The organism is Erythrobacter sp. S227, assembly GCF_057364925.1.
This window is the reverse complement of record NZ_CP200280.1, coordinates 1192856-1212370: the sequence shown is the minus strand read 5'-3', so window position 1 is coordinate 1212370 and position 19515 is coordinate 1192856. Positions and strand designations below refer to the sequence as shown.

Sequence of the window (19515 nt, the reverse complement as noted above, 5' to 3'; positions counted from 1 at the left end):
AGAGGACCGCTCTAGCTAACTACACTCACAAAGCTGTCGATGACGCGCTTCTCGCCTGCCTCTTCGAATTGAATGGTGAGTTTGTTGCCTTCCTGATCGATCACGCAGCCAATCCCGAACTTCACATGTTCAACCATCGCGCCAATTGCGATGTCCGAGCGGGGTTGCGCGGCGAAGCTGGCGGCACTTCGACCTGGTTCGGCGAGGCGTTTGGGCTGTGTGTCGTACCCTGAAGAAACAGCACGTCTCCAACCAGGGCCACGGGTTTCGGCGCGGCCCGGATTTTGCTGGGCGACATGGGCGAAGGGGTCTTCGTTCTCTGACCAGTTTGCCCGCCAAAGCGATGCGCCGCCTGTCATCGTGCTTTCCTGATCGATGAATTCCTCTGGCAATTCTTCGATAAAGCGCGACGGGATGGAGCTTGTCCATTGCCCATAAATTCGCCGGTTGGCCGCGTGCATAATGATGCATTTGCGCCGTGCTCGTGTGATCGCGACGTAGGCCAAGCGTCGCTCTTCCTCGAGAGAGGCAAGGCCCCCTTCGTCGATTGCGCGCTGTGAAGGGAAGACGCCCTCTTCCCAGCCAACACAGAAAACATGGTCGAATTCGAGACCTTTGGCCGCGTGGATCGTCATGATTGTGACAGTTTCCTCGCCATCGTTCCGGTCATTGTCCATGACGAGGCTGACGTGTTCGAGGAAGTCGCCGAGCGTCTCATACTCCTCCATTGCGCGGGCAAGTTCGGAAAGGTTTTCTGCCCGCCCGGCGCTTTCGGCAGAGCGGTCTTTCGCGAGCATGTCGTTATAGCCGCTCTCATCGAGGACGAGCCGCAGCAGGTCTGCAGGCGATGTGACTTCAGCCGCTTCACGCCAAGACAGGAACTGCCGCATAAGCGTGCCGATGGTGTTCGCCGCGCGCTTGGGCAATTCATCGCTGTCCGCCAATTGCAACGAGGCCGCCGCCAAAGGCAGGTTCACCCGGCGCGCGTGAATGTGCATTTTCTCCAGCGTTTTCGAGCCAAGCCCGCGTTTGGGCTGGTTATATATACGCTCGAAAGCCAGATCATCTTGCGGCTGTGCGATTACCCGCAAATAGGCGAGGGCATCGCGGATCTCGGCCCGTTCGTAGAAGCGAAAACCGCCGATAATCCGGTAGTTAATGCCCACTTGTATAAAACGGTCTTCAAATTCGCGGGTCTGGTATTGCGCGCGAACAAGGATGGCGACTTGGTCGAGCGGTGCGCCTTCGCGCTCCAGCCGTTCGATCTCTTCGTTGACACGCCGCGCCTCTTCGGGGGCGTCCCATACGCCGATGACCTTGACCTTGTCGCCGCCATTGGCATGCGTCCAAAGCGTCTTGTCATGCCGCTCTGAATTGGCGCGGATGAGGCCAGATGCCGCGCCCAGAATTTGCGGGGTCGAGCGATAGTTTTGCTCAAGCCGCACGACATGTGCGCCGGAAAAATCCTTTTCAAACCGCAGGATATTGGCAACTTCTGCGCCGCGCCATGAATAGATCGACTGATCATCATCGCCCACAACGCATATGTTCTTGTGCGACTGGGCCAGCAGTCTTAGCCACAGGTACTGAACCGCATTGGTGTCCTGATACTCGTCCACCATGATATATTTGAAGCGGCTCTGATACTCGGCCAGCACATCGGTATGCTTGCGGAAAATATTCAGAATATGCAGCATCAGATCGCCGAAATCACAGGCATTGAGCGCCTTTAACCGATCCTGATACGCGCCATACATCTGAGCGCCTTTGCCGTTCGCATAAGCCTCATTCTCAGCCGCATCCAAATCAGCGGGATTGAGCCCACGGTTCTTCCATCGGTCGATGCACCCCGCCAATTGCCGCGCGGGCCAGCGCTTTTCATCGATCTGATGATCGTTGATGATCTGTTTTAGCAAACGCAGCTGATCATCGGTGTCGATAATGGTGTAATTGCTCTGTAGCCCCGCAAGCTCCGCGTGACGCCGTAGCATTTTTGCGCAGATTGAGTGGAAGGTGCCGAGCCACGGCAAGCCCTCTCCCGGTGCGCCCAAGTGGGCTGCTACCCGCTCACGCATTTCTTTGGCGGCCTTATTGGTGAAAGTCACACACAGGATCTGGCTAGGCCAAGCGCGGCGTGTCGCCACCAAATGCGCCATTCGCGCCGTGAGCGCCGCTGTTTTTCCTGTGCCAGCACCCGCCAGCATCAGCACCGGCCCTTCGGTCGTAAGGACGGCCTCGCGCTGAGGCTGGTTCAGCATCTGCGCGTAGGGCGGCACCGAAGAATCAAGCGGCGCACCGCTGCTAGTGTGGGGTAGGTTGGGGGTCATCGCACCAGAACAACTAGAGAACATCAGTTACGGATGCAATGTCGCATATTCAATTGCGGCGTGCACCCCCGGGGACGCCGCAATCTCGATATCGTCCCCACAATTGGCCGAAAAAGCGGCTCACCGCGTTTGGGAAACGGCTCTCGGCAAGGCGGTTTGAAAGCGCGATGCACGCAATTGCGGGCGGTTCGCAAAGGCACAAAACCCTGCCATCAAGCGGGTGTCGGGGCAAACGGGAAGCAACCAGTGGGGATTCTCGCCCGGCAAAACACAGTTCGTCATCGCTTGGGTGTCACCATTAAGGAGTATCCCAATGCGTAAATCCAAGTACCAAGCCTCAGGTGTTGCAGCAGCAGCGCTCGGCTTTCTTGCCGCGACGCCTTCTATGGCTTTTGCGCCGCAAGACGAAGGGGTGGCTGATGCAGGGCCCGCACAGCCGTCCGATCCTGATCTTTCGAGCGAACAACAGGCCGAGGTGGACAGTTGGCCGGTCGAACAGCAGACAGCCTATATGGGCTGGCCTGCCGAGACGAAGGGCTATTACTGGTCTCTGTCGCCAAGCCAGCAAATGCTGTTCTGGCGATTGACGGATGAGCAGAAGATCGCCCTCACCGCAATGACCGGTCCTGAACGCGACGCAGCTTGGCAGCAAATCGAAGGTCGCGCCTCTTCTTCGCGTTAGGCGGGTCATTCACCCCGCGGACCAGCGTCCTCTTCAGTCCAGGGCCGGGTCCGCAACCGGGGTGGCGGCAGGCTCACGTGTAAAAAGCGTGAGCCTGCCTTTGCCAACCCTGCGGCTTTTCTCGATCCGCAGGCCTTTGATTTCAGGCTCTTCGTTGAAGGCCGTTTCAAGCGCAATCCAGGTCTCGTCACCGATCCAGCCAAGGCGCTGAAGGCGGTCGAGGGCGACCTCGCCAGCGCCGGTATGGTACGGCGGATCGAGAAGGAGGATGTCATAGGGCTCGCACGCAGGCCGGAGGGTCATGACGGAATTGGATTCGACTGTCGTGCGGGCGCGGGCATCGAAGGTCGATATGTTCGCGCGAATTGTATCCACCGCCGCGCGATCTTGTTCAACGAACAGGCAATGCGCAGCACCCCTGGAAAGTGCCTCCAGCCCTAAAGCGCCGGACCCTGCGAAAAGGTCAGCGACGCGCAAATCCTCGAAACTGCCAAGCCTGCTGGTCAGCATCGAGAATAGAGTTTCGCGTGTGCGGTCGGCAGTGGGGCGGGTCGCATCGCCCTTGGGTGCCACCAGCTTACGTCCGCGCCAGTCGCCTGCAATAATGCGCATTAGTCTTGCTTGCCTCTCGAACCGTTTCTGGAACCACTTTTCAGGCTGCTCACAAAACGATCGAGGTCGCCCTTTTTGATGCGCGCAGCCTGGCCACGGGGCAGTTCGTCCAGATAGAACGGCCCGTAACCCACCCGGATCAGGCGGTTCACTTCAAGTCCGAGGAATTCGAGAACCCGCCGTACTTCGCGGTTTTTGCCCTCTGTAATCGTCATCTCAATCCAGTGGTTTTTGTGCCCTTTGCCACCGGAGCCACGTTCAAGATTGGCGTCGATCGAGCCGTAGCGCATACCTTCAATCTCTACCCCCTCGCTCAAGGCTTCGAGCTGATCCTGATGAATCTCACCAAAGGCCCGCGCGCGATAGGTGCGTGGAATGCCGCTCGATGGAAGCTCCATCGTGCGTTTGAGGCCGCCATCATTGGTAAGCAACAACAACCCTTCGGTGTTAAAATCAAGCCGGCCAATGGGCATCACCCGCGGTGTGCCTTTCGGTAGGGCATTGATCAGCGCTGAGTAAATCGTTGCGCGTCCGGCCGGATCGCTTTCTGCAGTGATCAGCCCTGCCGGTTTATGAAATGCGAAAAGCTGTGTGGGCTCCGGCGCAGCAACAGGTTTTCCATCGACGCTGACACCCCTGAGGCTGGTGAGGAATGTGGCAGGCGTTTCCACCGGCTTTCCATTCAGTGTGATGCGCTTGTCAGCAATCATGCGCTCGATCTCGCGGCGCGAGGCAATGCCTGCGCGGGCGAGCAATTTGGCGATCCGGTCTCCCTCGGGGCGATCGTCTGACTTTTTCGGATTAGTGGGCATGCGCTTCCTTAGGGTTTGGGGCCCTTTAGGCGCTTAAGTGCTCCTGCACAATCTCGTCGAAGCGAACGATCCCGCTTTCAAGCGTGCCCAGCGTCAGTTCCTTGATCGCGCCGCTTTCAAGGCCTTGCTGGCCAAGCTCGGCTGCGCGGAAGTCTTCGCTAGCAAAAACGCCGCCATCCAGAAGCTTCCAACTGCGCTCCCAATGGCTCAAAGCTTTCTCTGTCTTGGGCTCTTCGGGGATAAGCATAAAGTCCTCGACCACGGTGTGATTATGCGCGGTTGGCATCAGCACCATGACGTTCACATAATCGGGGCTGGGCACGATGATGGTCGCAGGAAACAGTTGATACGCAAAGGTAATCACCCGGCGCATGGCAGCCATATCGGTGAAGTCCACGCCTTCCATTTCCTCCAATCGGCCAACGGCGGAGCGCATATGCGGGCCCACGATATCGCCGCTTGTGATGCCGTCCTTGAAGAAGGGGCCGATGGTATTCGCATGGAGGCGCGTCACATGATAGCTTTCCAGAAACGCATCCATGATGAGCTTCCAATTGCCATTCACCTGATGGGTTTTGCGCCGGAACAGGTGCAGGCCTCGCATGCCAAATGCATCAAAATCTGCGCTAATCGCTTTTGCATCACCGAAGTCCGCACGTTCCTTTGGCGCGAACCAAATGAGGCCGCCGGTTTCAAGGGAAGGGAGCTCGATCAGGCTATGCTCGCTTTTTTCGAGGCCCGGGAATGTCTCTGGCCGGGGGAGGGCAAGGAGCTTGCCATCCAACCGGTATGTCCAAGCATGATAGGGGCAAACCATACGCGCTGCGCATTGCACATCCTTGCCCTCAACAAGACGGGTGCCCCGGTGGCGACAGACATTGAGGAAGACGTGAACCTCTCCGTCTCTGTCTCGGGTAATCAGCAGTTGGCGCCCTGTATCGTCATGCGGCACGACCATACCGGGCTCTGGAATGAGGGCAGAGGGGGCAAGCACTTGGGGCAGGCGGTCAAACAGTCCTGCTTGCTCTTTCGCGAAGTGATCAGCGCAGGTGTAGCGGCTGGCCGGGACGGTGCCTATCGTGTCGACGGGCCGCGCTTTGCCCTTACGAATATCCTCAGCAAGCGCCAATTGGCCCGGAGTTGGCTGTAAACTGGGTAAATCTGCCGTTGCGGTCGCGTTCATCGCCTTGTCCCTATTTCCCTCTCGCGCTTTATGTCCCACACAGCCTAGCAAATAGCAAAGGATGAGCGAGCCTGTGAATACCGCAACAGCCAATGACGCTGAAGAGGGCAAACCCAAAAAGCCCGGCATCCGCGAAGTCCTGCGCGCACTGCGAAACAAGAAGTCCGCCTATATGGCGCTGTTCGGCTTCACCAGCGGGCTGCCCTTCGCGCTGTTTCTGGGCACGCTCTATGCGTGGCTGTCCGAGGCTGAGGTGGATCTGGAGACGATGGGTGTCTTCTCGCTGATTGGCCTTGCCTACGCCTTCCAGTTCATCTGGTCGCCATTGGTGGACAAGGTGAACTTCCCTGGCCTTCGCAAATTGGGCAAGCGCAAGCAGTGGATTGCTCCCATGCAATTGAGCCTCGGGATTATCCTTGTGACGCTTTCGCTGCTTGAGCCCAAGACACAGCTTGGCTGGTTCTCACTGCTGGCCGGTATCGGAGCGCTCGCCAGCGCCACGCAGGATATCGCGATCAACGCTTGGCGGATTGACGTGGCGGACGAAGAAGCAACGCTCGATATGCTCTCCACCATCTATCAGATGGGTTTTCGTCTCGCCTCGCTGTTCGGCGGCGCATTGGGCCTCATAATCGCGGCGCGCATTGGTTGGCCCGAGACTTATATGATCTTCGGTGCGAGCGTGCTTCTGATCGGATTTGCCGGACTTTTCGCGCCGGACAGCGACCGCGAACAAACGAAGGCGGTAAGCACCAGCGAAGAGGAAATCGAAGAGCTTTACGCCGTTGGCGAAGTTCGCCCGGGTGTGCGCCGCCATTACCTTTGGATGGTGGTCGGCCTTTGGGCATGGGCGCTGACGATCCTTGGTATTTTCATGGTTCGCGCCCTTGGCGGATATGTGCCGATGATGGGCGTTCTGGACCTGGGGCTTTTCGCGCTTGATCCGAATTACCTGCTCGGCATGTTTGCCTTGAACGAAAGCGGGCGGCCCGACCCAACCGAATTCACCGCCAAGATGGGCCCGCTGATTATCGCGGCGACCATAATCCTTCCGGCAGCGATTGCCGGAATGCTTCACCGGCGCAAGCTGGATGGGCGCGATGTCATCGCGGCAGGTGAAACCACTGCCAGGGCATCAGGGGCCATCGACCATCTCTACCGCGCATTGCTAGCGCCACTGGTGGAGTTTGTCGGGCGCATTGGCTGGTCGCTGGTGCTGATCCTCGCGCTCGTCCTCACATACCGGATTTGCGATGCGATCTGGGGCACCTTTGCCTATCCGTTCTACTTGGGCGAGCTCAATTACACCAATGACGAGGTCGCCTTTGCCTCCAAGTTCTTTGGCGTGGGCGCGATTATCGCAGGGCTCGCTTTGGGCGGATATATGCTGACCGTTTTGGGGCGGATGTTGACGCTGACCTTGGGCGCGCTTCTGGCAGCGCTCACAAACCTCCTGTACGCCGATATGGCCGTGGGCGGGGCCAATATGCAGGCGGCAAGCGACATGATCGGCTTCACTTGGCTGATCAGCACCTTTGCGCCGTTTGGTTCAGACGCTCTTCCGCGCCTCACGTTCACGATCATGTTTGAGAACCTAGCCATCGGCATAGCAGGGGCTGCCTATATCGCATGGTTGTCCTCTATAGTTTCTAAGAAGTATGCCGCAGTTCAGTATGCGCTGCTGTCATCGCTCACCCTTCTGGTCGGCACTCTGGGACGTGGAGCCTTGGGCGAGATGATCGAGGAGCAGGGCTATTTCGATGTCTTCGTGCTCACCACGCTGATCGGGCTGTTCGCCGTGGTGCTGTGTTTGGCGGAATGGTTTCGTCAATCGCGCATGGGCACCGATGATGTAGGACCCGAGCCAAAGGTCGAACCGGCGCAGTGAGCTCGGCCAGCCAAGGGGTTCGGGGAGCGATCGTTCCTTACCTTGAAAAAGAGGCTTTGGCGGCCTTCTTCGTCGGAGTCTCTTCCGGCTTTCCGTACGCGATGATCGGCGCAACGCTGACCACACGGCTTGCGCAAGACGGGATCGACAAAGCCACTGTCACGGCGTTTACGCTTGCCTTCCTCGTCTACAATTTCAAGGTCTTCTGGGCATGGGTGGTCGATGGTGTGCACCTGCCAGTGATCGGGCGATTGGGTCAGAGGGTCTCGTGGATGCTCTTATCCGGCGCCATGGTCATTGCATCGGTGGTCAACTTGGCGCTTGTGGACCCAGCGGCAAGCCTTACGGCAACCATCATCGCCGCCGTTTTAGTGGGCGTGGCGGGCGCTACTTTCGATATAGTGATCGACGCCTACCGGATCGAGACGTTGCGGCCCGACCAACTCGGCACGGGGTCGGGCATGAGCCAATATGGCTGGCGTATTGGAGCCGCAGGCGCTGGGGCGCTCGCGCTGGTTGTGGCGGCGCGCTACGGTTGGTCGGCGGGCTATCTCGCCTGCGCAGCCTTCGCTCTCCCTGCAATGCTCACCGCGCTGATCATAGGAGAGCCTGCAAGGCGTACCGTCACCATCGCCAAAAAGGGCGTCGCCGATGTGTGGCAATCCATCGCGGGGCCTTTCCGAGAGTTTCTTGGAAGGCACGGTGCGTGGTTGGTGCTCGCCTTTATCCTCGTCCACAAGATCGGCGACACACTCGCGAACCTCACCTTCCGCCTGCTGTTTGACGACCTAGGTTTTACCAATGACGAGATTGCGCTTTACGATGTGGGGCTGGGCTTTTGGGCCTATATGGTGGGGATATTCCTCGGCGGGATATTGTACGCGAAATTGGGCCTGAAACGCTCAGTGATGCTCGCGCTGATCCTTATGGCGGTGTCCAATGTGAGCTTTGCGGGGCTTGCAATAGTCGGACACTCAAATTGGGCGATGGCAGGAGCGATCGGGTTCGAGAATTTCGCCAGCGGATATGGCGGCGTGGTGGTGGTCGCCTATTTCTCGGCGCTGTGTGACCTGCGGTTTACGGCGGCTCAATATGCGCTGATTTCAGCGGGCGCGAGTGTTGTGGGAAGGCTCCTCACCGGCACAACGGCGGGCGGGCTGATCGAGGGGATCGGCTATGTGAATTTCTACCTGCTCACCACCCTGCTCGCACTGCCGGGAATAGCGCTGTTCTGGTGGATGATGCGCAGCGGTTTGGTGGATGAGGCGCTGGGCACGGCGGGTAAGGATCAGCTTTAGTCTGGAAGCTCGTCATTCAATCGCAGCGCCTCGCCTGCGAGGTAGAGCGAGCCTGCGATCAGGATGGGATAGCCATCGTCGGGGATATTCAGCAGCGCGTCTTCGAGGTCGGCGCGTGCGACTGCTTCCGGTCCGAACGCTTCGACCGGATGGTGGTCGTGACCGGGGACCGGCACGATTGAGAGGGTCCGCACCCGGTCGCCTAGCGGATTAAGCAAAGCGCGCGGGTTCTTGTTGTCGAGCATGCCTAGGATGAGGTGGATCGGGCCGTAGAAATGCGCAGCAATCGCCTCGCCAGCGCTGGGGTTGTGCCCACCATCGAGCCAGACCGCCGGAGCCGAAGTCAGTGCAGTAAGCGGCCCTTGGGAGAGGTTTTGCATCCGGGCGGGCCATTCTGCTCTATGCAAGCCAGAAAGAATCGCACCCTCATTCAAGCGCACTCGGTTTTGATGTTCGATCATCGCGATTGCGAGACCGGCATTTAGGTATTGATGATCGCCTTTCAGACCAATCTTTTCATTGGACCAAATTATGCGCCTGCTCTTGTCAGAGTACTCACCCTGAAAGAGCCCATCGGCGAACCACTCACTGCCCAATTCGAACGTAAGTGCTCCAAATCTATCGGTCAGCTTGCTGATCGCCTCGCGCGCTTCTGGAGGGTACTCGTTGCCCATCGTCACCAAAGGCACGCCCTTCTTCGCAATCCCCGCCTTCTCAAACGCAATCCGCGCTATCGGCTCGGTTGGCACACCTTCCTCTGGCGCGAGCAAGAACCGCTCATGGTCCAGCCCCAACGCCGCAATCCCGCACGCCGCGAGCGCCTCAGGCTCGAGCACATTGGTTGCATCAAAGCGCCCACCAAGGCCTACTTCGACGACGCAAGCGTCTGCTGGCGTGCGGCTGAAGGCGAGGAATGCGGCGGCGATGGTGACTTCGAAGAAACTGGGTGCGAGGTCCTCGCCTGCGTCCAGTACCTCTTCGAGCAACTTCGCCAGCGGCCCATCTTCGATAAGCTTGCCTGCAATTCTTATCCGCTCGTTATAGCGCACCAGATGGGGCGAGGTGGTGACGTGGACGCGCTTGCCATCGGCCTCGAGCATGGCGCGAAGGAACGCGCAGACCGAGCCTTTGCCGTTGGTGCCAGCGACATGGAACACGGGCGGCAGCTTGCGGTGCGGGTTGCTGAGGCGTTCCATCAGAGCGCGTATCGTCCCCAGCCCCAAGCGCCCTTGTGGCACGCTAAGCGCGCCTAAACGGTCGAGTTGCGCCTGGACGCGCGGGTCATCCGAGCGGCCAAAATCCATAATTCTTAGGCAGCTTCATCTGCCGGCTGAAGGAACCCCAACACCGCCGCCAAGCGCTCTTTGAGCTCACTGCGAGGCACAACCATATCGACCATGCCGTGCTTGTGAAGATACTCTGCGCGCTGGAAACCCTCGGGCAGGCTTTCGCGGATGGTGTCCTGGATCACCCGCTGGCCAGCAAAGCCGATCAGTGCGCCGGGCTCTGCGATGTGGATGTCGCCGAGCATCGCATAACTTGCCGTGACGCCGCCAGTGGTGGGGTCGGTGAGCACTACGATGTAAGGCAGACCAGCCCCCTTCAAACGCCGGGTCATCACGGTCGCGCGCGGCATCTGCATAAGGGACAAAATGCCCTCTTGCATGCGCGCACCGCCCGCTGCTGTCACCACGACGAAGGCGCATTTGCGGTCCAAAGCCTTTTGCGCGGCCTGACAAAACGCCTCGCCCACGGCCATACCCATTGAGCCGCCCATAAACGAGAAATCCTGCACGCCCACGACGGCCGCCTGACCATTGATCGAGCCCGAACCTGTGACAAACGCATCAGCATGCGGGCTCTTGGCGCGCGCTGCTTTCAACCGGTCGGTGTATTTCTTGGAGTCTTTGAATTTGAGCGGATCTTCGGTCACCGTCGGCACGGGGAGAAGCTCAAACCCGTCATCCAAAAGCAGCGCAAGGCGCGCGTCGGCATTGATCCGCCCGTGGTGCCCGCACTTGGGGCACACAGAAAGGTTTTGCTCATATTCCTGAACGAACAGCATTTCCTGACAATTGGAACATTTGATCCAAAGGTCTTTTTCAGTGCTCGATTTCTCTGTGCCAAAGCCCAGAGAATTGCGGACGCGGTTTAACCAGCTCATTTCAAAACGATCCCTTTGGTGCCTCGGCCTTTACACCGCTTTGATGGCGTCAACCATGGCAGCGGTCAGCTCTTTTAGCTTTGCCGGAGCCTTTGCGCCATGTTCGCCTACCAAGTCAACAAAGGCTGACCCTACGACAACCCCGTCTGCATGCTTGGCAATTGCCGCGGCTTGAGCGGGTTCGCGCACGCCAAAGCCGACGGCGACCGGCAAATCGGTGGCAGCTTTGAGGGCTGCGACAGCCTCTTCGACGGAGCCTGCTGCGGCTTGCTGTAGCCCGGTGACCCCCGCGACCGAGACATAGTAGAGAAAGCCGCTCGACCCCTCGAGCACTTGCGGAAGGCGCTTTGCATCAGTGGTGGGGGTTGCAAGGCGGATGGGCGAAATTCCAGCATCGCGCAAAGCCGGACCCAGCGCATCATCCTCTTCAGGCGGAATATCGACGCAGATAACGCCGTCCACGCCTGCGCCTTTGGCCGCATTGGCGAACCATTCAGGCCCGCGCCGGATCATCGGGTTGGCATAGCCCATAAGGACCAGCGGCACATCGGGGTGACGCTCGCGGAACTCATAGGCGATTTGCAGCACATCGGCGGTGGAGGTGCCTTTGCCAAGCGAGCGCAGATTGGCGCTCTGGATCGCAGGGCCATCGGCCATCGGATCGGTGAACGGCATCCCCAATTCGATCACATCCGCGCCGCCTTCGACGAGGGCATCGAGGTTGGCAGCGGTGTCGCCATCGCCAGCGGTGATGAAGGCAACGAATGCGGCGTGGGATTTGGAAAAGGCTTTTGAGAGGCGGGTCATTGGGCTCCGGGCAATCGTGATTTGATGGTGACAATGGCTTTGCCAATGCAAAGAACTAGCGAAAACAGCAAGGGGACAAAGATCAGCGTCATGATCCAGCCGTCGATCCCGACCCTGCATGAATGCGGAAACGCATCATGAGGTAGATCATCACAGGAGTTCCAATCGAACCATCCAGTCATCGATAGTACCATGCCAACTTGCGAGAAAAGTATGGTGGCAGCGAAGACAGTATAGCTTGCGAATAGCTTGAGAATTGAACTCAAGTTCTCGCGTTGCGTTTTCTCGAAGAAATCAAGCAAATGCCAAGTGATCAATGGGGGAAAAAGCACCGCATAAGTTACAATCGCCTCGCCCATCATTGCGGCAATCCAAGCGCCGCGATCCATGTAAGGTGAAGGATTTATAAGCGGGACTTTTAGAATCCAAACTACCAACAACCCTGTCACAAGTGTGGCCATCAGCAGAAGAACGCTACAAAACCAATTGAGAAGTTTCTGGCGAAAGTCGGCGGTCACCGCTTCACATCTCCACCCCAAGCTTCTCCGCAACGGTGAAAATGTCCTTATCGCCGCGGCCGCACAGGTTCATGCAGATGATCTCGTCTTCGCGCATTTGCGGGGCGCGTTTGGCGACGGCTGCCAGCGCATGGCTCGGCTCCAGCGCAGGGATGATTCCCTCAGTGCGGCAGAGCAATTGGAAGCCTTCAAGCGCCTCATCATCGGTGACGGCGGTGTATTCGACGCGGCCTGTGTCTTTGAGCCATGCGTGCTCGGGTCCGATACCGGGGTAGTCTAGCCCTGCGCTAATCGAGTGGCCTACGGTGATCTGGCCATCTTCGTCTTGCAGGAGGTAGGTTTTATTGCCGTGGAGTACGCCGGGAGCGCCTCCGAGCAAGCTTGCCGCATGTTCGTCGCCGTCAAGACCGTGGCCTGCGGCTTCTACGCCGAGCATTTTAACGTCTGCATCGTCCAGGAATGGGTGGAACAGACCCAGCGCATTGGAACCGCCACCGATGCACGCGATGAGGAGGTCAGGAAGGCGGCCAGTTCGGCTAAGCAATTGCGCGCGCGCTTCGGTGCCGATGACGCTTTGGAAATTGCGGACGAGTTCTGGGTAGGGGTGGGGGCCAGCGGCGGTGCCGATGATGTAGAAGGTGTCGTGCACATTGGCGACCCAATCGCGCAGGCCTTCGTTCATCGCGTCTTTGAGGGTCGCGCCGCCGCTGGTGACGGGGACAACTTCTGCGCCCAGCAGCTTCATGCGGAAGACATTGGGAGACTGCCGCGCAACGTCCTCTGCGCCCATGTAGATGACGCAAGGAAGGCCGAAACGCGCGCACACGGTCGCGGTCGCCACCCCGTGCTGCCCCGCACCGGTTTCCGCAATGATGCGGGTCTTGCCCATGCGCTTGGCAAGCAGGATCTGCCCGATGCAATTGTTGATTTTGTGCGCGCCGGTGTGATTGAGCTCATCGCGCTTGAACCACACTTGCGCGCCCATGCCTTCGCTAGCGTCTTTGCGCAGTTCCTCGGTCAGACGCTCGGCGTAATACATCGGGGAGGGGCGCCCGACATAGTGCTCCATGAGATCGTCAAACTCAGCCTGAAACGCGGGGTCTTGCTGCGCTGCGCGATACTCGCGCTCCAGGTCCAAAATCAGCGGCATCAGCGTTTCAGCGACATAGCGCCCGCCAAAATCGCCAAAATGGCCGCGGTCATCAGGTTGGTTTCTAAAAGTGTTGGGCAAGTCGTTCAAAACAAAAATCCGTTCGGGCTGAGCGTGTTGAAGCCTTTTCTCGGCCTCCAACCCAGCCAATTTGTCTGCGCGCGCCCTTCGAAAAGCTCGGGGCGAACGAGGGTGGTTAGGGGTTTAACGCCGCTTTACAGAACGCGGCAATCTTGTCCACGGCCTTGATGCCGGGCGCGCGCTCTACGCCTGATGCGGTGTCCACCAGAGCGGCGCCAGTCGACCGGATTGCGTCTGCGACATTGTCTGGGTTAAGCCCACCTGCAAGTCCCCATGGGACAGCCCGATCGTATGCTTCAAGCAAGCTCCAATCGAAACCAAGACCCATGCCGCCAGGGAGCGATGCGCCCTTGGGTGTCTTGGTGTCGAAAAGCAGAAAATCGGCATTGGCAAAGTCGTTTGCCCGCGCAACGTCCTCGGCCGTCTCCACGCTTAGCACCTTCCAAACTGGCAGGCCAAAACGCGACCTTATCGCTTCGAGTTGGAGCGCATCTTCCTTGCCGTGCAGTTGGATCGCATCGAGCTTCCCTGCAGCGACGCTCTCTTCGAGAAATTCGTCATCCGGGTTCACAAAAACGCCGACTTTCAAGAGGTTTGCAGGCGTGTTTTGCGAAAGTTTCTCGGCTTGATGCGCGGAGACGAAACGCGGCGAAGGCGGGTAGAAGTTAAACCCGATATGTGTCGCACCAGCGTCCGCACAAGCCCCAATGGTCTCAGGCGTAGAGAGGCCGCAAATCTTGATCTGGACGCTCATGGCTCATCGTTCTGGATCAGGCGTATCAGTGTCCCGTCCGGATCGACCATATACGCAATGGTAAGGCCGCTCGCTTCTTTTTGAGGAGGGGTAAAACGAGGTATTCCCAAGTGTCTTTGCGAGACATCGCTTGCCGCGATCTCCTCAATGATTGCGGGCAGGTCGTCAAGGCGCAGGCAGGCGCTGAACCAACTGCTTTTGGGATCGAGATCAGGGTGGAGAAAGAATTCGAGGACCGCGCGGTTTCCCTTTGGCCCACGATGCAGGATCATCCATCCGCCATCCTTATACCCGCATTCAAAGCCGAACTGCGCATAGAAAGCCTGCGTCGCGTCAAAGTCTCGCGAGGGAAGGTTGGGCGTCGCTATATCAGACATCAGATGCTTCCCTAAAGGGTAGCCTCAATCGCCCGTGCAGCTGTCTCTGGATCATCTGCGCGGCTGATCGGGCGGCCTATTACCAGGACGCTTGCCCCATCATCGCGGGCTTTTCGCGGGGTGACGACGCGTTTTTGGTCGGCCCCGAACGTTTTGGCTCCGGTGCCTGCGGGGCGAAGGCCGGGGACGACGAAATAGCCGTCTTTCCATTGCTTGTGGACTTTGCCCACTTCCTGACCCGAACACACTATCCCGTCGAGCCCCGATGCATGGGCGAGTTCGGCAAGACGCATGACCTGGTCCTCGGCGCTACCGCTGACGCCGGTTGAGGCAAGGTCGCTTGCGTCCATGCTGGTCAGCGTGGTGACAGCGACTACCTTGCAGCCTTCGGCGGCTGCGGCCTTCGCATCCTCCATCATGGCGCGCCCTCCGCTGGCGTGGATGGTGACGATTTTAGGTTCGTAAACATGGATCGCCATCATCGCGGATGCGACGGTGTTGGGGATGTCGTGAAATTTGAGATCAAGGAATATCGGCAAGCCCATATGCGCGATTTCGTGGACGCCGTGGCCGCCATGCGCGCAAAAGAACTCAAGGCCGAGCTTCACTCCGCCAATATGCGCTTTCACCTTCTCGATGAGCGCTTTGGCAGGGTCGATTTGCGGAACATCCAGCGCCAGAAAAACGGGGTTGCTCATGCAGGCTTCTCTTCAACCGGGTTCAAACTGTCCCCGGACTTATCCTCTAGTTTCTCGACAGGCTTATCCACAGGCTCTTGGGTGCCATGGTCGCGTTGCCGCGCGAGCGCTGCGGATTTGATCGAATTTTCAAGGCTGCGGATGCGGCGATCAAGGCCCCATTTGACCGAGCGGTGGTAGAGCCACATCGGAAACAGGCCGAGCAGAAACGCGAGGATCACAAGCGCGGGCACTTTGGTTTCGACCAGAAGCCCATCCCACAAGGTCACTTCAACCGGTGTCCAGTTGAGGAACGAAAAGAGCATGATTGCGCAGGCCAATATGACCCACAAAATGGTGCGCACTATCTGCATAAGGTCCCGTGATCCTTCCTGATGGTCGCGAAGGGCGTAAGCCTAGGACTTTTGGCTCTTGAGTCCAGTGTTTGGGGCTTAGCCAAAGACGCGGGCGAAAATCGTCTCGACATGTTTGAAGTGGTACTCAAGGTCGAATTTCTCTTCCAATTGCTCATGGGAGAGCGCCGCTGTCACCTCTTCGTCGCCCTTCAGCAGGTCGAGCAGCATCAAAGAGCCGCCCGATTCCCACACCTTCATCGCATTGCGCTGAACGAGGCGGTAGGCGTCTTCGCGGCTAACCCCGGCTTGGGTGAGGGCGAGGAGGACGCGCTGGGAGTGCACAAGGCCGCCCATGCTATCCATGTTGGACATCATGCGGTCAGGATAAACCAGCAGCTTCTCAACCACACCGGTCAGGCGGGCGAGGGCGAAATCGAGAGTTATCGTCGCATCAGGGCCGATAAAGCGTTCGACCGAAGAGTGCGAGATATCGCGCTCATGCCACAGCGCCACGTTTTCGAGCGCGGGAAGGGCATAGGCGCGGATCATGCGCGCTTGGCCGGTGAGGTTTTCGGTGAGGATCGGGTTGCGCTTATGCGGCATCGCCGATGAACCCTTTTGGCCCTTGGAGAAGAACTCCTCTGCTTCCAGAACTTCGGTGCGTTGCAGGTGGCGCACTTCGACGGCGAGGCGTTCGATCGAGCCTGCGATTACGGCTAGCGTCGCGAAGTATGCCGCGTGCCGGTCGCGCGGGATGACCTGCGTACTGATCGGCTCGATCTCGAGGCCCAATTTCTCCGCAACATAAGCCTCAACCTCTGGGTCGATATTGGCGAAAGTCCCAACCGCGCCAGACACAGCGCAGGTCGCGATTTCCTTGCGAGCAGCGATAAGGCGGGTCTTGCAGCGGTCGAACTCGGCATAGGCCTGCGCAAGCTTCAACCCGAACGTGACGGGCTCTGCGTGGATACCGTGGCTGCGTCCGATGGTGGGGGTGAACTTGTGTTCCTCGGCGCGGGTTTTGATCGCGGCCAGAAGCGCATCGAGGTCTTCCAAAAGCAGGTCTGTTGCCTTGGCCAATTGCACAGCAAGCGTCGTGTCGAGCACGTCTGAGCTAGTCATGCCCTGGTGCATAAACCGCGCTTCGCCGGTGTAGCCTGCCGCGTCCACTTGCTCGGCCACCCATGTGAGGAAGGCGATCACATCGTGCTTGGTCACCGCTTCAATCGCGTCGATGGCCTCGACGTCGATTTTGGGGTTCGTCGCCCACCAATCCCACAGCGCTTTGCCAGCCGAAGCCGGGACCACTCCAAGCTCGCCCAGCTTCTGCGTCGCATGCGCCTCGATTTCGAACCAGATGCGAAACTTGGCTTCCGGCTCCCAAAGAGCAGTCATGGCGGGGCGGGCGTAACGGGGGACCATGTCAGGCGTCCTTCGTATGGGTTTAAAGTCGTTGGGGCGCGGCTATGCGCGTGAGCGCGGCTTGGCAAGAGCGAATAGGGCGCTATCAACTGTAACTCATGGGGGGCTGGGCGCGAATGAGCCGGGCAGGAGGACAATTCAATGAAAAGCGAGAATGCTGACCCGCCCGAAACCCTGCCAGCACAAACGCGCCTGCAAGAAGAAAGGTATTCGCCGTTTTTGCGGGTCACTTTCCGGAGGTGGACCAAATGGTATCTGGAGGGGACCGAGACGTTCTGGCCGTTTAGCGATCTCGCCATCCGCTTTCTTATCGGCATGTGGTTCCTTCGCTCGGGCCTTGTGAAAGCGGCCGACTGGGATACTGCGCTTTTGCTCGCGACGGTCGAGTATCCGGTCAGCTGGATGACCCCCGCCAATGCCGCAATGACCGGCGTTGCGATTGAGCTTATTGGGCCGATCCTTCTCATCGCAGGGCTTTTTACCCGGCCGGCAGCGCTTGCCATGGCCGTGCTGACAATTGTGAGCCAAGCGGTTTACGTGCCCACCACGACCAATCTGATCGTGAGCGCGATGTTAATCTGGTATGTGTTCCACGGGCCGGGCGCATTCTCGCTCGACCGGGTTCTGGCCTTGGGTTTCAAGTCCTCTGCACTTCCCTTGGCGCAGCCTGCTATCATCGCATCAGAATGGTCGCGTCAGCATCTGGCACCGATTGTCATGGCGATTTTGCGGCTGTGGATGGGGGTGAGCCTGCTTACCTATGCCGATGTGATCGAACCGCCGATTGCGGTTATGACATGGCTGCCGGTCACAATCTTCGCAGGATTTCCCGATTGGCTTGCGCTGGTTTCCGCCGCTTTCTTCTTCACAGGCTTTGGCGCGGTCATCGTGTCATACGGCCTGTTCTTCTTGATCGCAGCGTTCATGATCGCAGGCGCGCACCCCAATGTGACGCTGTTCCCGTTCCTCTTTCTCGCTATCTACGAAGCCAAGGGAGCAGGCATATTCTCGGTCGACCGCACAATCCTGAGCTGGCTTGAAAAGAACATTCTGTTCGACCGCGACTATTCGGAGATTCCCGACCGTTGGCCCCATGTGGTGGTTGTCGGAGCAGGATTTGGCGGGCTGGCCGCCGTCGAGCGCCTTAAGCGCCTGCCCGTGCGCATTACCTTGATCGACAAGCGCAATTACCACCTGTTCCAACCCCTGCTCTATCAAATTGCAACCGCGACATTGAACCCTGCCGATATTGCGGCACCCATCCGCTCATTGTTTAAAGGCGATGGCAATGTGCGGGTGCTGAAAGGTGAGGTCACCGGCATCAATGCCGAGGCGGGCACGCTAACCTATGGAGACGGGGCGGAGCTTTCTTACGACCGTCTGGTCCTCGCGACCGGCGCAACGCACAGCTATTTTGGCCGCGATGAATGGGGAGCCTTTGCACCGGGCCTGAAAACCATCGAAGACGGCGTGGAAGTACGTGCGTCCATCCTCAACGCGTTCGAAGAGGCCGAGGCGTCGGGAGATGAGGAACGTATCAAGCGCCTGCTGACATTCGTGATCGTTGGCGCAGGGCCGACAGGCGTTGAGCTTGCCGGAGCAATTGCAGAGCTTGCCAGGGTGAGTGTCGAGCGCGAATTTCGCACCATCGATCCAGCGACTGCGCGCGTCATTCTGGTGCAATCAGGCGACCGCATCCTTCCGGCTTTCCCCGAAGAATTATCGGCCAAGGCAGCCCAGTCATTGAAGTCCCTTGGCGTCGAAATCCGAACAGGGGGCCGCGTCACGGAAATTGCCGAACGCCACGTATGCATTGGCGAGGATATCACGCTTGAAACCGAAACCGTCCTTTGGGCGGCGGGTGTTGCAGCCTCCCCTGCTGCCAAATGGCTGGGTGCCAAATCAGACCGGGCAGGGCGCGCGCAGGTCACCGATCACTGCCGCGTCATCGGCGCGGACGGAGAAGCATTCGCGAACGTTTTTGCCATCGGAGACACAGCCGGAAGCAATGGTTGGGACGGGAAAGCAGTGCCGGGCCTTGCGCCTGCCGCGAAACAGGCGGGGGCGTATGTGAGCAAGGTCATCGAGGCTGAATTGCTTGATAAGGAGTGCCCGGGCCCCTTCGTCTACAGACACCAGGGAAGCCTGGCGACCATCGGCCGCAAATCGGCGGTTGCTGATTTTGGTGTGTTCAAATTGTCGGGCGCGCTTGCATGGTGGCTTTGGGGCCTGGTTCATGTCGGTTTTCTGACCGGTGCACGCAACCGCGTGACGGTGACGGTGAACTGGGCGTGGAGCTTTTTTGCGAAACACTCAGGCGTGCGGCTGATCACGGGCAAAGAGAGCTCGTAGGCCCTGGCCCCAATAGATTTCTTGAAATCGTTGATGAGCCGAGAAAACAACTGGA

Annotated in this window: 18 protein-coding genes; 4 read left to right on the top strand and 14 right to left on the bottom strand. The window is 58.7% G+C overall.

Going from position 1 to position 19515, the window contains the following annotated elements; genetic code table 11:
* Window positions 1–11 precede the first annotated feature (11 nt).
* Window positions 12–2258, bottom strand: a complete 2247-nt coding sequence (locus tag AC0V6Q_RS05800; protein WP_486167459.1) for an ATP-dependent helicase — start codon at window positions 2256–2258, stop codon at window positions 12–14.
* A gap of 382 nt (window positions 2259–2640) precedes the next feature.
* On the opposite strand from AC0V6Q_RS05800, the gene AC0V6Q_RS05795 reads away from it, so the two are divergent.
* Window positions 2641–3009: a hypothetical protein gene (locus AC0V6Q_RS05795; RefSeq protein ID WP_486167458.1), complete on the top strand. Its 369-nt coding sequence runs from the start codon at window positions 2641–2643 to the stop codon at window positions 3007–3009.
* A 33-nt stretch (window positions 3010–3042) separates the two neighbouring features.
* Here the strand turns inward: AC0V6Q_RS05795 and rsmD are convergent, their stop codons facing one another.
* The 3 genes from rsmD to AC0V6Q_RS05780 are packed head-to-tail and all read right to left on the bottom strand — an operon-like array spanning window position 3043 to window position 5616.
* Window positions 3043–3621 carry a 16S rRNA (guanine(966)-N(2))-methyltransferase RsmD gene (rsmD, locus tag AC0V6Q_RS05790; protein ID WP_486167457.1) on the bottom strand — a complete coding sequence of 193 codons (579 nt, stop codon included), beginning with the start codon at window positions 3619–3621 and terminating at the stop codon, window positions 3043–3045.
* Window positions 3621–4433: a pseudouridine synthase gene (locus tag AC0V6Q_RS05785; protein WP_486167456.1), complete on the bottom strand. Its 813-nt coding sequence runs from the start codon at window positions 4431–4433 to the stop codon at window positions 3621–3623. Before AC0V6Q_RS05785 ends, rsmD begins: the two co-directional genes overlap by 1 nt.
* A 25-nt stretch (window positions 4434–4458) precedes the next feature.
* On the bottom strand, window positions 4459–5616 hold the full coding sequence (locus tag AC0V6Q_RS05780; protein WP_486167455.1) for an aromatic ring-hydroxylating oxygenase subunit alpha: 1158 nt from the start codon (window positions 5614–5616) through the stop codon (window positions 4459–4461).
* 73 nt (window positions 5617–5689) lie between these two features.
* Here AC0V6Q_RS05780 and AC0V6Q_RS05775 point away from each other — a divergent pair, with 73 nt between their 5' ends.
* Both AC0V6Q_RS05775 and AC0V6Q_RS05770 read left to right on the top strand, forming a co-directional pair.
* Complete coding sequence (locus AC0V6Q_RS05775) at window positions 5690–7504, top strand: AmpG family muropeptide MFS transporter (RefSeq protein WP_486167454.1); 1815 nt, start codon at window positions 5690–5692, stop codon at window positions 7502–7504.
* Window positions 7501–8802: an AmpG family muropeptide MFS transporter gene (locus tag AC0V6Q_RS05770; protein WP_486167453.1), complete on the top strand. Its 1302-nt coding sequence runs from the start codon at window positions 7501–7503 to the stop codon at window positions 8800–8802. The genes AC0V6Q_RS05775 and AC0V6Q_RS05770 overlap by 4 nt, the downstream gene beginning before the upstream one ends.
* On the opposite strand, the gene AC0V6Q_RS05765 is transcribed toward AC0V6Q_RS05770, so the two are convergent.
* The 10 genes from AC0V6Q_RS05765 to purB form a co-directional block, all read right to left on the bottom strand.
* Complete coding sequence (locus AC0V6Q_RS05765; RefSeq protein ID WP_486167452.1) at window positions 8799–10106, bottom strand: bifunctional folylpolyglutamate synthase/dihydrofolate synthase; 1308 nt, start codon at window positions 10104–10106, stop codon at window positions 8799–8801. The genes AC0V6Q_RS05770 and AC0V6Q_RS05765 overlap by 4 nt on opposite strands.
* A 5-nt stretch (window positions 10107–10111) precedes the next feature.
* Window positions 10112–10966: an acetyl-CoA carboxylase, carboxyltransferase subunit beta gene (gene accD, locus AC0V6Q_RS05760; RefSeq protein ID WP_486167451.1), complete on the bottom strand. Its 855-nt coding sequence runs from the start codon at window positions 10964–10966 to the stop codon at window positions 10112–10114.
* Between the two features lie 30 nt (window positions 10967–10996).
* On the bottom strand, window positions 10997–11773 hold the full coding sequence (gene trpA / locus AC0V6Q_RS05755; RefSeq protein WP_486167450.1) for a tryptophan synthase subunit alpha: 777 nt from the start codon (window positions 11771–11773) through the stop codon (window positions 10997–10999).
* Window positions 11770–12291, bottom strand: a complete 522-nt coding sequence (locus AC0V6Q_RS05750; protein ID WP_486167449.1) for a hypothetical protein — start codon at window positions 12289–12291, stop codon at window positions 11770–11772. The genes trpA and AC0V6Q_RS05750 overlap by 4 nt, the downstream gene beginning before the upstream one ends.
* 4 nt (window positions 12292–12295) lie before the next feature.
* Window positions 12296–13531, bottom strand: a complete 1236-nt coding sequence (trpB, locus tag AC0V6Q_RS05745) for a tryptophan synthase subunit beta (protein WP_486167448.1) — start codon at window positions 13529–13531, stop codon at window positions 12296–12298.
* 106 nt (window positions 13532–13637) lie between these two features.
* Window positions 13638–14276 carry a phosphoribosylanthranilate isomerase gene (locus AC0V6Q_RS05740; protein WP_486167447.1) on the bottom strand — a complete coding sequence of 213 codons (639 nt, stop codon included), beginning with the start codon at window positions 14274–14276 and terminating at the stop codon, window positions 13638–13640.
* Window positions 14273–14653, bottom strand: coding sequence for a bleomycin resistance protein (locus AC0V6Q_RS05735; RefSeq protein ID WP_486167446.1), 381 nt, complete (start codon window positions 14651–14653; stop codon window positions 14273–14275). Before AC0V6Q_RS05735 ends, AC0V6Q_RS05740 begins: the two co-directional genes overlap by 4 nt.
* A gap of 11 nt (window positions 14654–14664) precedes the next feature.
* Complete coding sequence (gene pyrF, locus AC0V6Q_RS05730) at window positions 14665–15351, bottom strand: orotidine-5'-phosphate decarboxylase (RefSeq protein WP_486167445.1); 687 nt, start codon at window positions 15349–15351, stop codon at window positions 14665–14667.
* Window positions 15348–15704 carry a hypothetical protein gene (locus tag AC0V6Q_RS05725; protein WP_486167444.1) on the bottom strand — a complete coding sequence of 119 codons (357 nt, stop codon included), beginning with the start codon at window positions 15702–15704 and terminating at the stop codon, window positions 15348–15350. Before AC0V6Q_RS05725 ends, pyrF begins: the two co-directional genes overlap by 4 nt.
* 78 nt (window positions 15705–15782) lie before the next feature.
* A complete protein-coding gene (gene purB / locus AC0V6Q_RS05720) occupies window positions 15783–17108 on the bottom strand; it encodes an adenylosuccinate lyase (RefSeq protein WP_486167443.1) in 1326 nt (441 codons plus the stop codon).
* Window positions 17109–17249: 141 nt separating this feature from the next.
* On the opposite strand from purB, the gene AC0V6Q_RS05715 reads away from it, so the two are divergent.
* On the top strand, window positions 17250–19460 hold the full coding sequence (locus AC0V6Q_RS05715; RefSeq protein ID WP_486167442.1) for an FAD-dependent oxidoreductase: 2211 nt from the start codon (window positions 17250–17252) through the stop codon (window positions 19458–19460).
* The last annotated feature ends 55 nt before the right edge of the window (window positions 19461–19515 follow it).

Excerpts from the sequence above, each read along its gene's own strand:
- AC0V6Q_RS05740 (WP_486167447.1), bottom strand. The coding sequence starts at position 14,276 with ATGAGCGTCCAGATCAAGATTTGCGGCCTCTCTACGCCTGAGACCATT.
- rsmD (WP_486167457.1), bottom strand. The coding sequence starts at position 3,621 with ATGCGCATTATTGCAGGCGACTGGCGCGGACGTAAGCTGGTGGCACCC.
- AC0V6Q_RS05725 (WP_486167444.1), bottom strand. The coding sequence starts at position 15,704 with ATGCAGATAGTGCGCACCATTTTGTGGGTCATATTGGCCTGCGCAATC.
- AC0V6Q_RS05795 (WP_486167458.1), top strand. The coding sequence starts at position 2,641 with ATGCGTAAATCCAAGTACCAAGCCTCAGGTGTTGCAGCAGCAGCGCTC.
- AC0V6Q_RS05715 (WP_486167442.1), top strand. The coding sequence starts at position 17,250 with ATGAAAAGCGAGAATGCTGACCCGCCCGAAACCCTGCCAGCACAAACG.
- AC0V6Q_RS05785 (WP_486167456.1), bottom strand. The coding sequence starts at position 4,433 with ATGCCCACTAATCCGAAAAAGTCAGACGATCGCCCCGAGGGAGACCGG.
- AC0V6Q_RS05780 (WP_486167455.1), bottom strand. The coding sequence starts at position 5,616 with ATGAACGCGACCGCAACGGCAGATTTACCCAGTTTACAGCCAACTCCG.
- purB (WP_486167443.1), bottom strand. The coding sequence starts at position 17,108 with ATGGTCCCCCGTTACGCCCGCCCCGCCATGACTGCTCTTTGGGAGCCG.
- accD (WP_486167451.1), bottom strand. The coding sequence starts at position 10,966 with ATGAGCTGGTTAAACCGCGTCCGCAATTCTCTGGGCTTTGGCACAGAG.
- AC0V6Q_RS05735 (WP_486167446.1), bottom strand. The coding sequence starts at position 14,653 with ATGTCTGATATAGCGACGCCCAACCTTCCCTCGCGAGACTTTGACGCG.
- trpA (WP_486167450.1), bottom strand. The coding sequence starts at position 11,773 with ATGACCCGCCTCTCAAAAGCCTTTTCCAAATCCCACGCCGCATTCGTT.
- AC0V6Q_RS05765 (WP_486167452.1), bottom strand. The coding sequence starts at position 10,106 with ATGGATTTTGGCCGCTCGGATGACCCGCGCGTCCAGGCGCAACTCGAC.
- AC0V6Q_RS05800 (WP_486167459.1), bottom strand. The coding sequence starts at position 2,258 with ATGCTGAACCAGCCTCAGCGCGAGGCCGTCCTTACGACCGAAGGGCCG.
- pyrF (WP_486167445.1), bottom strand. The coding sequence starts at position 15,351 with ATGAGCAACCCCGTTTTTCTGGCGCTGGATGTTCCGCAAATCGACCCT.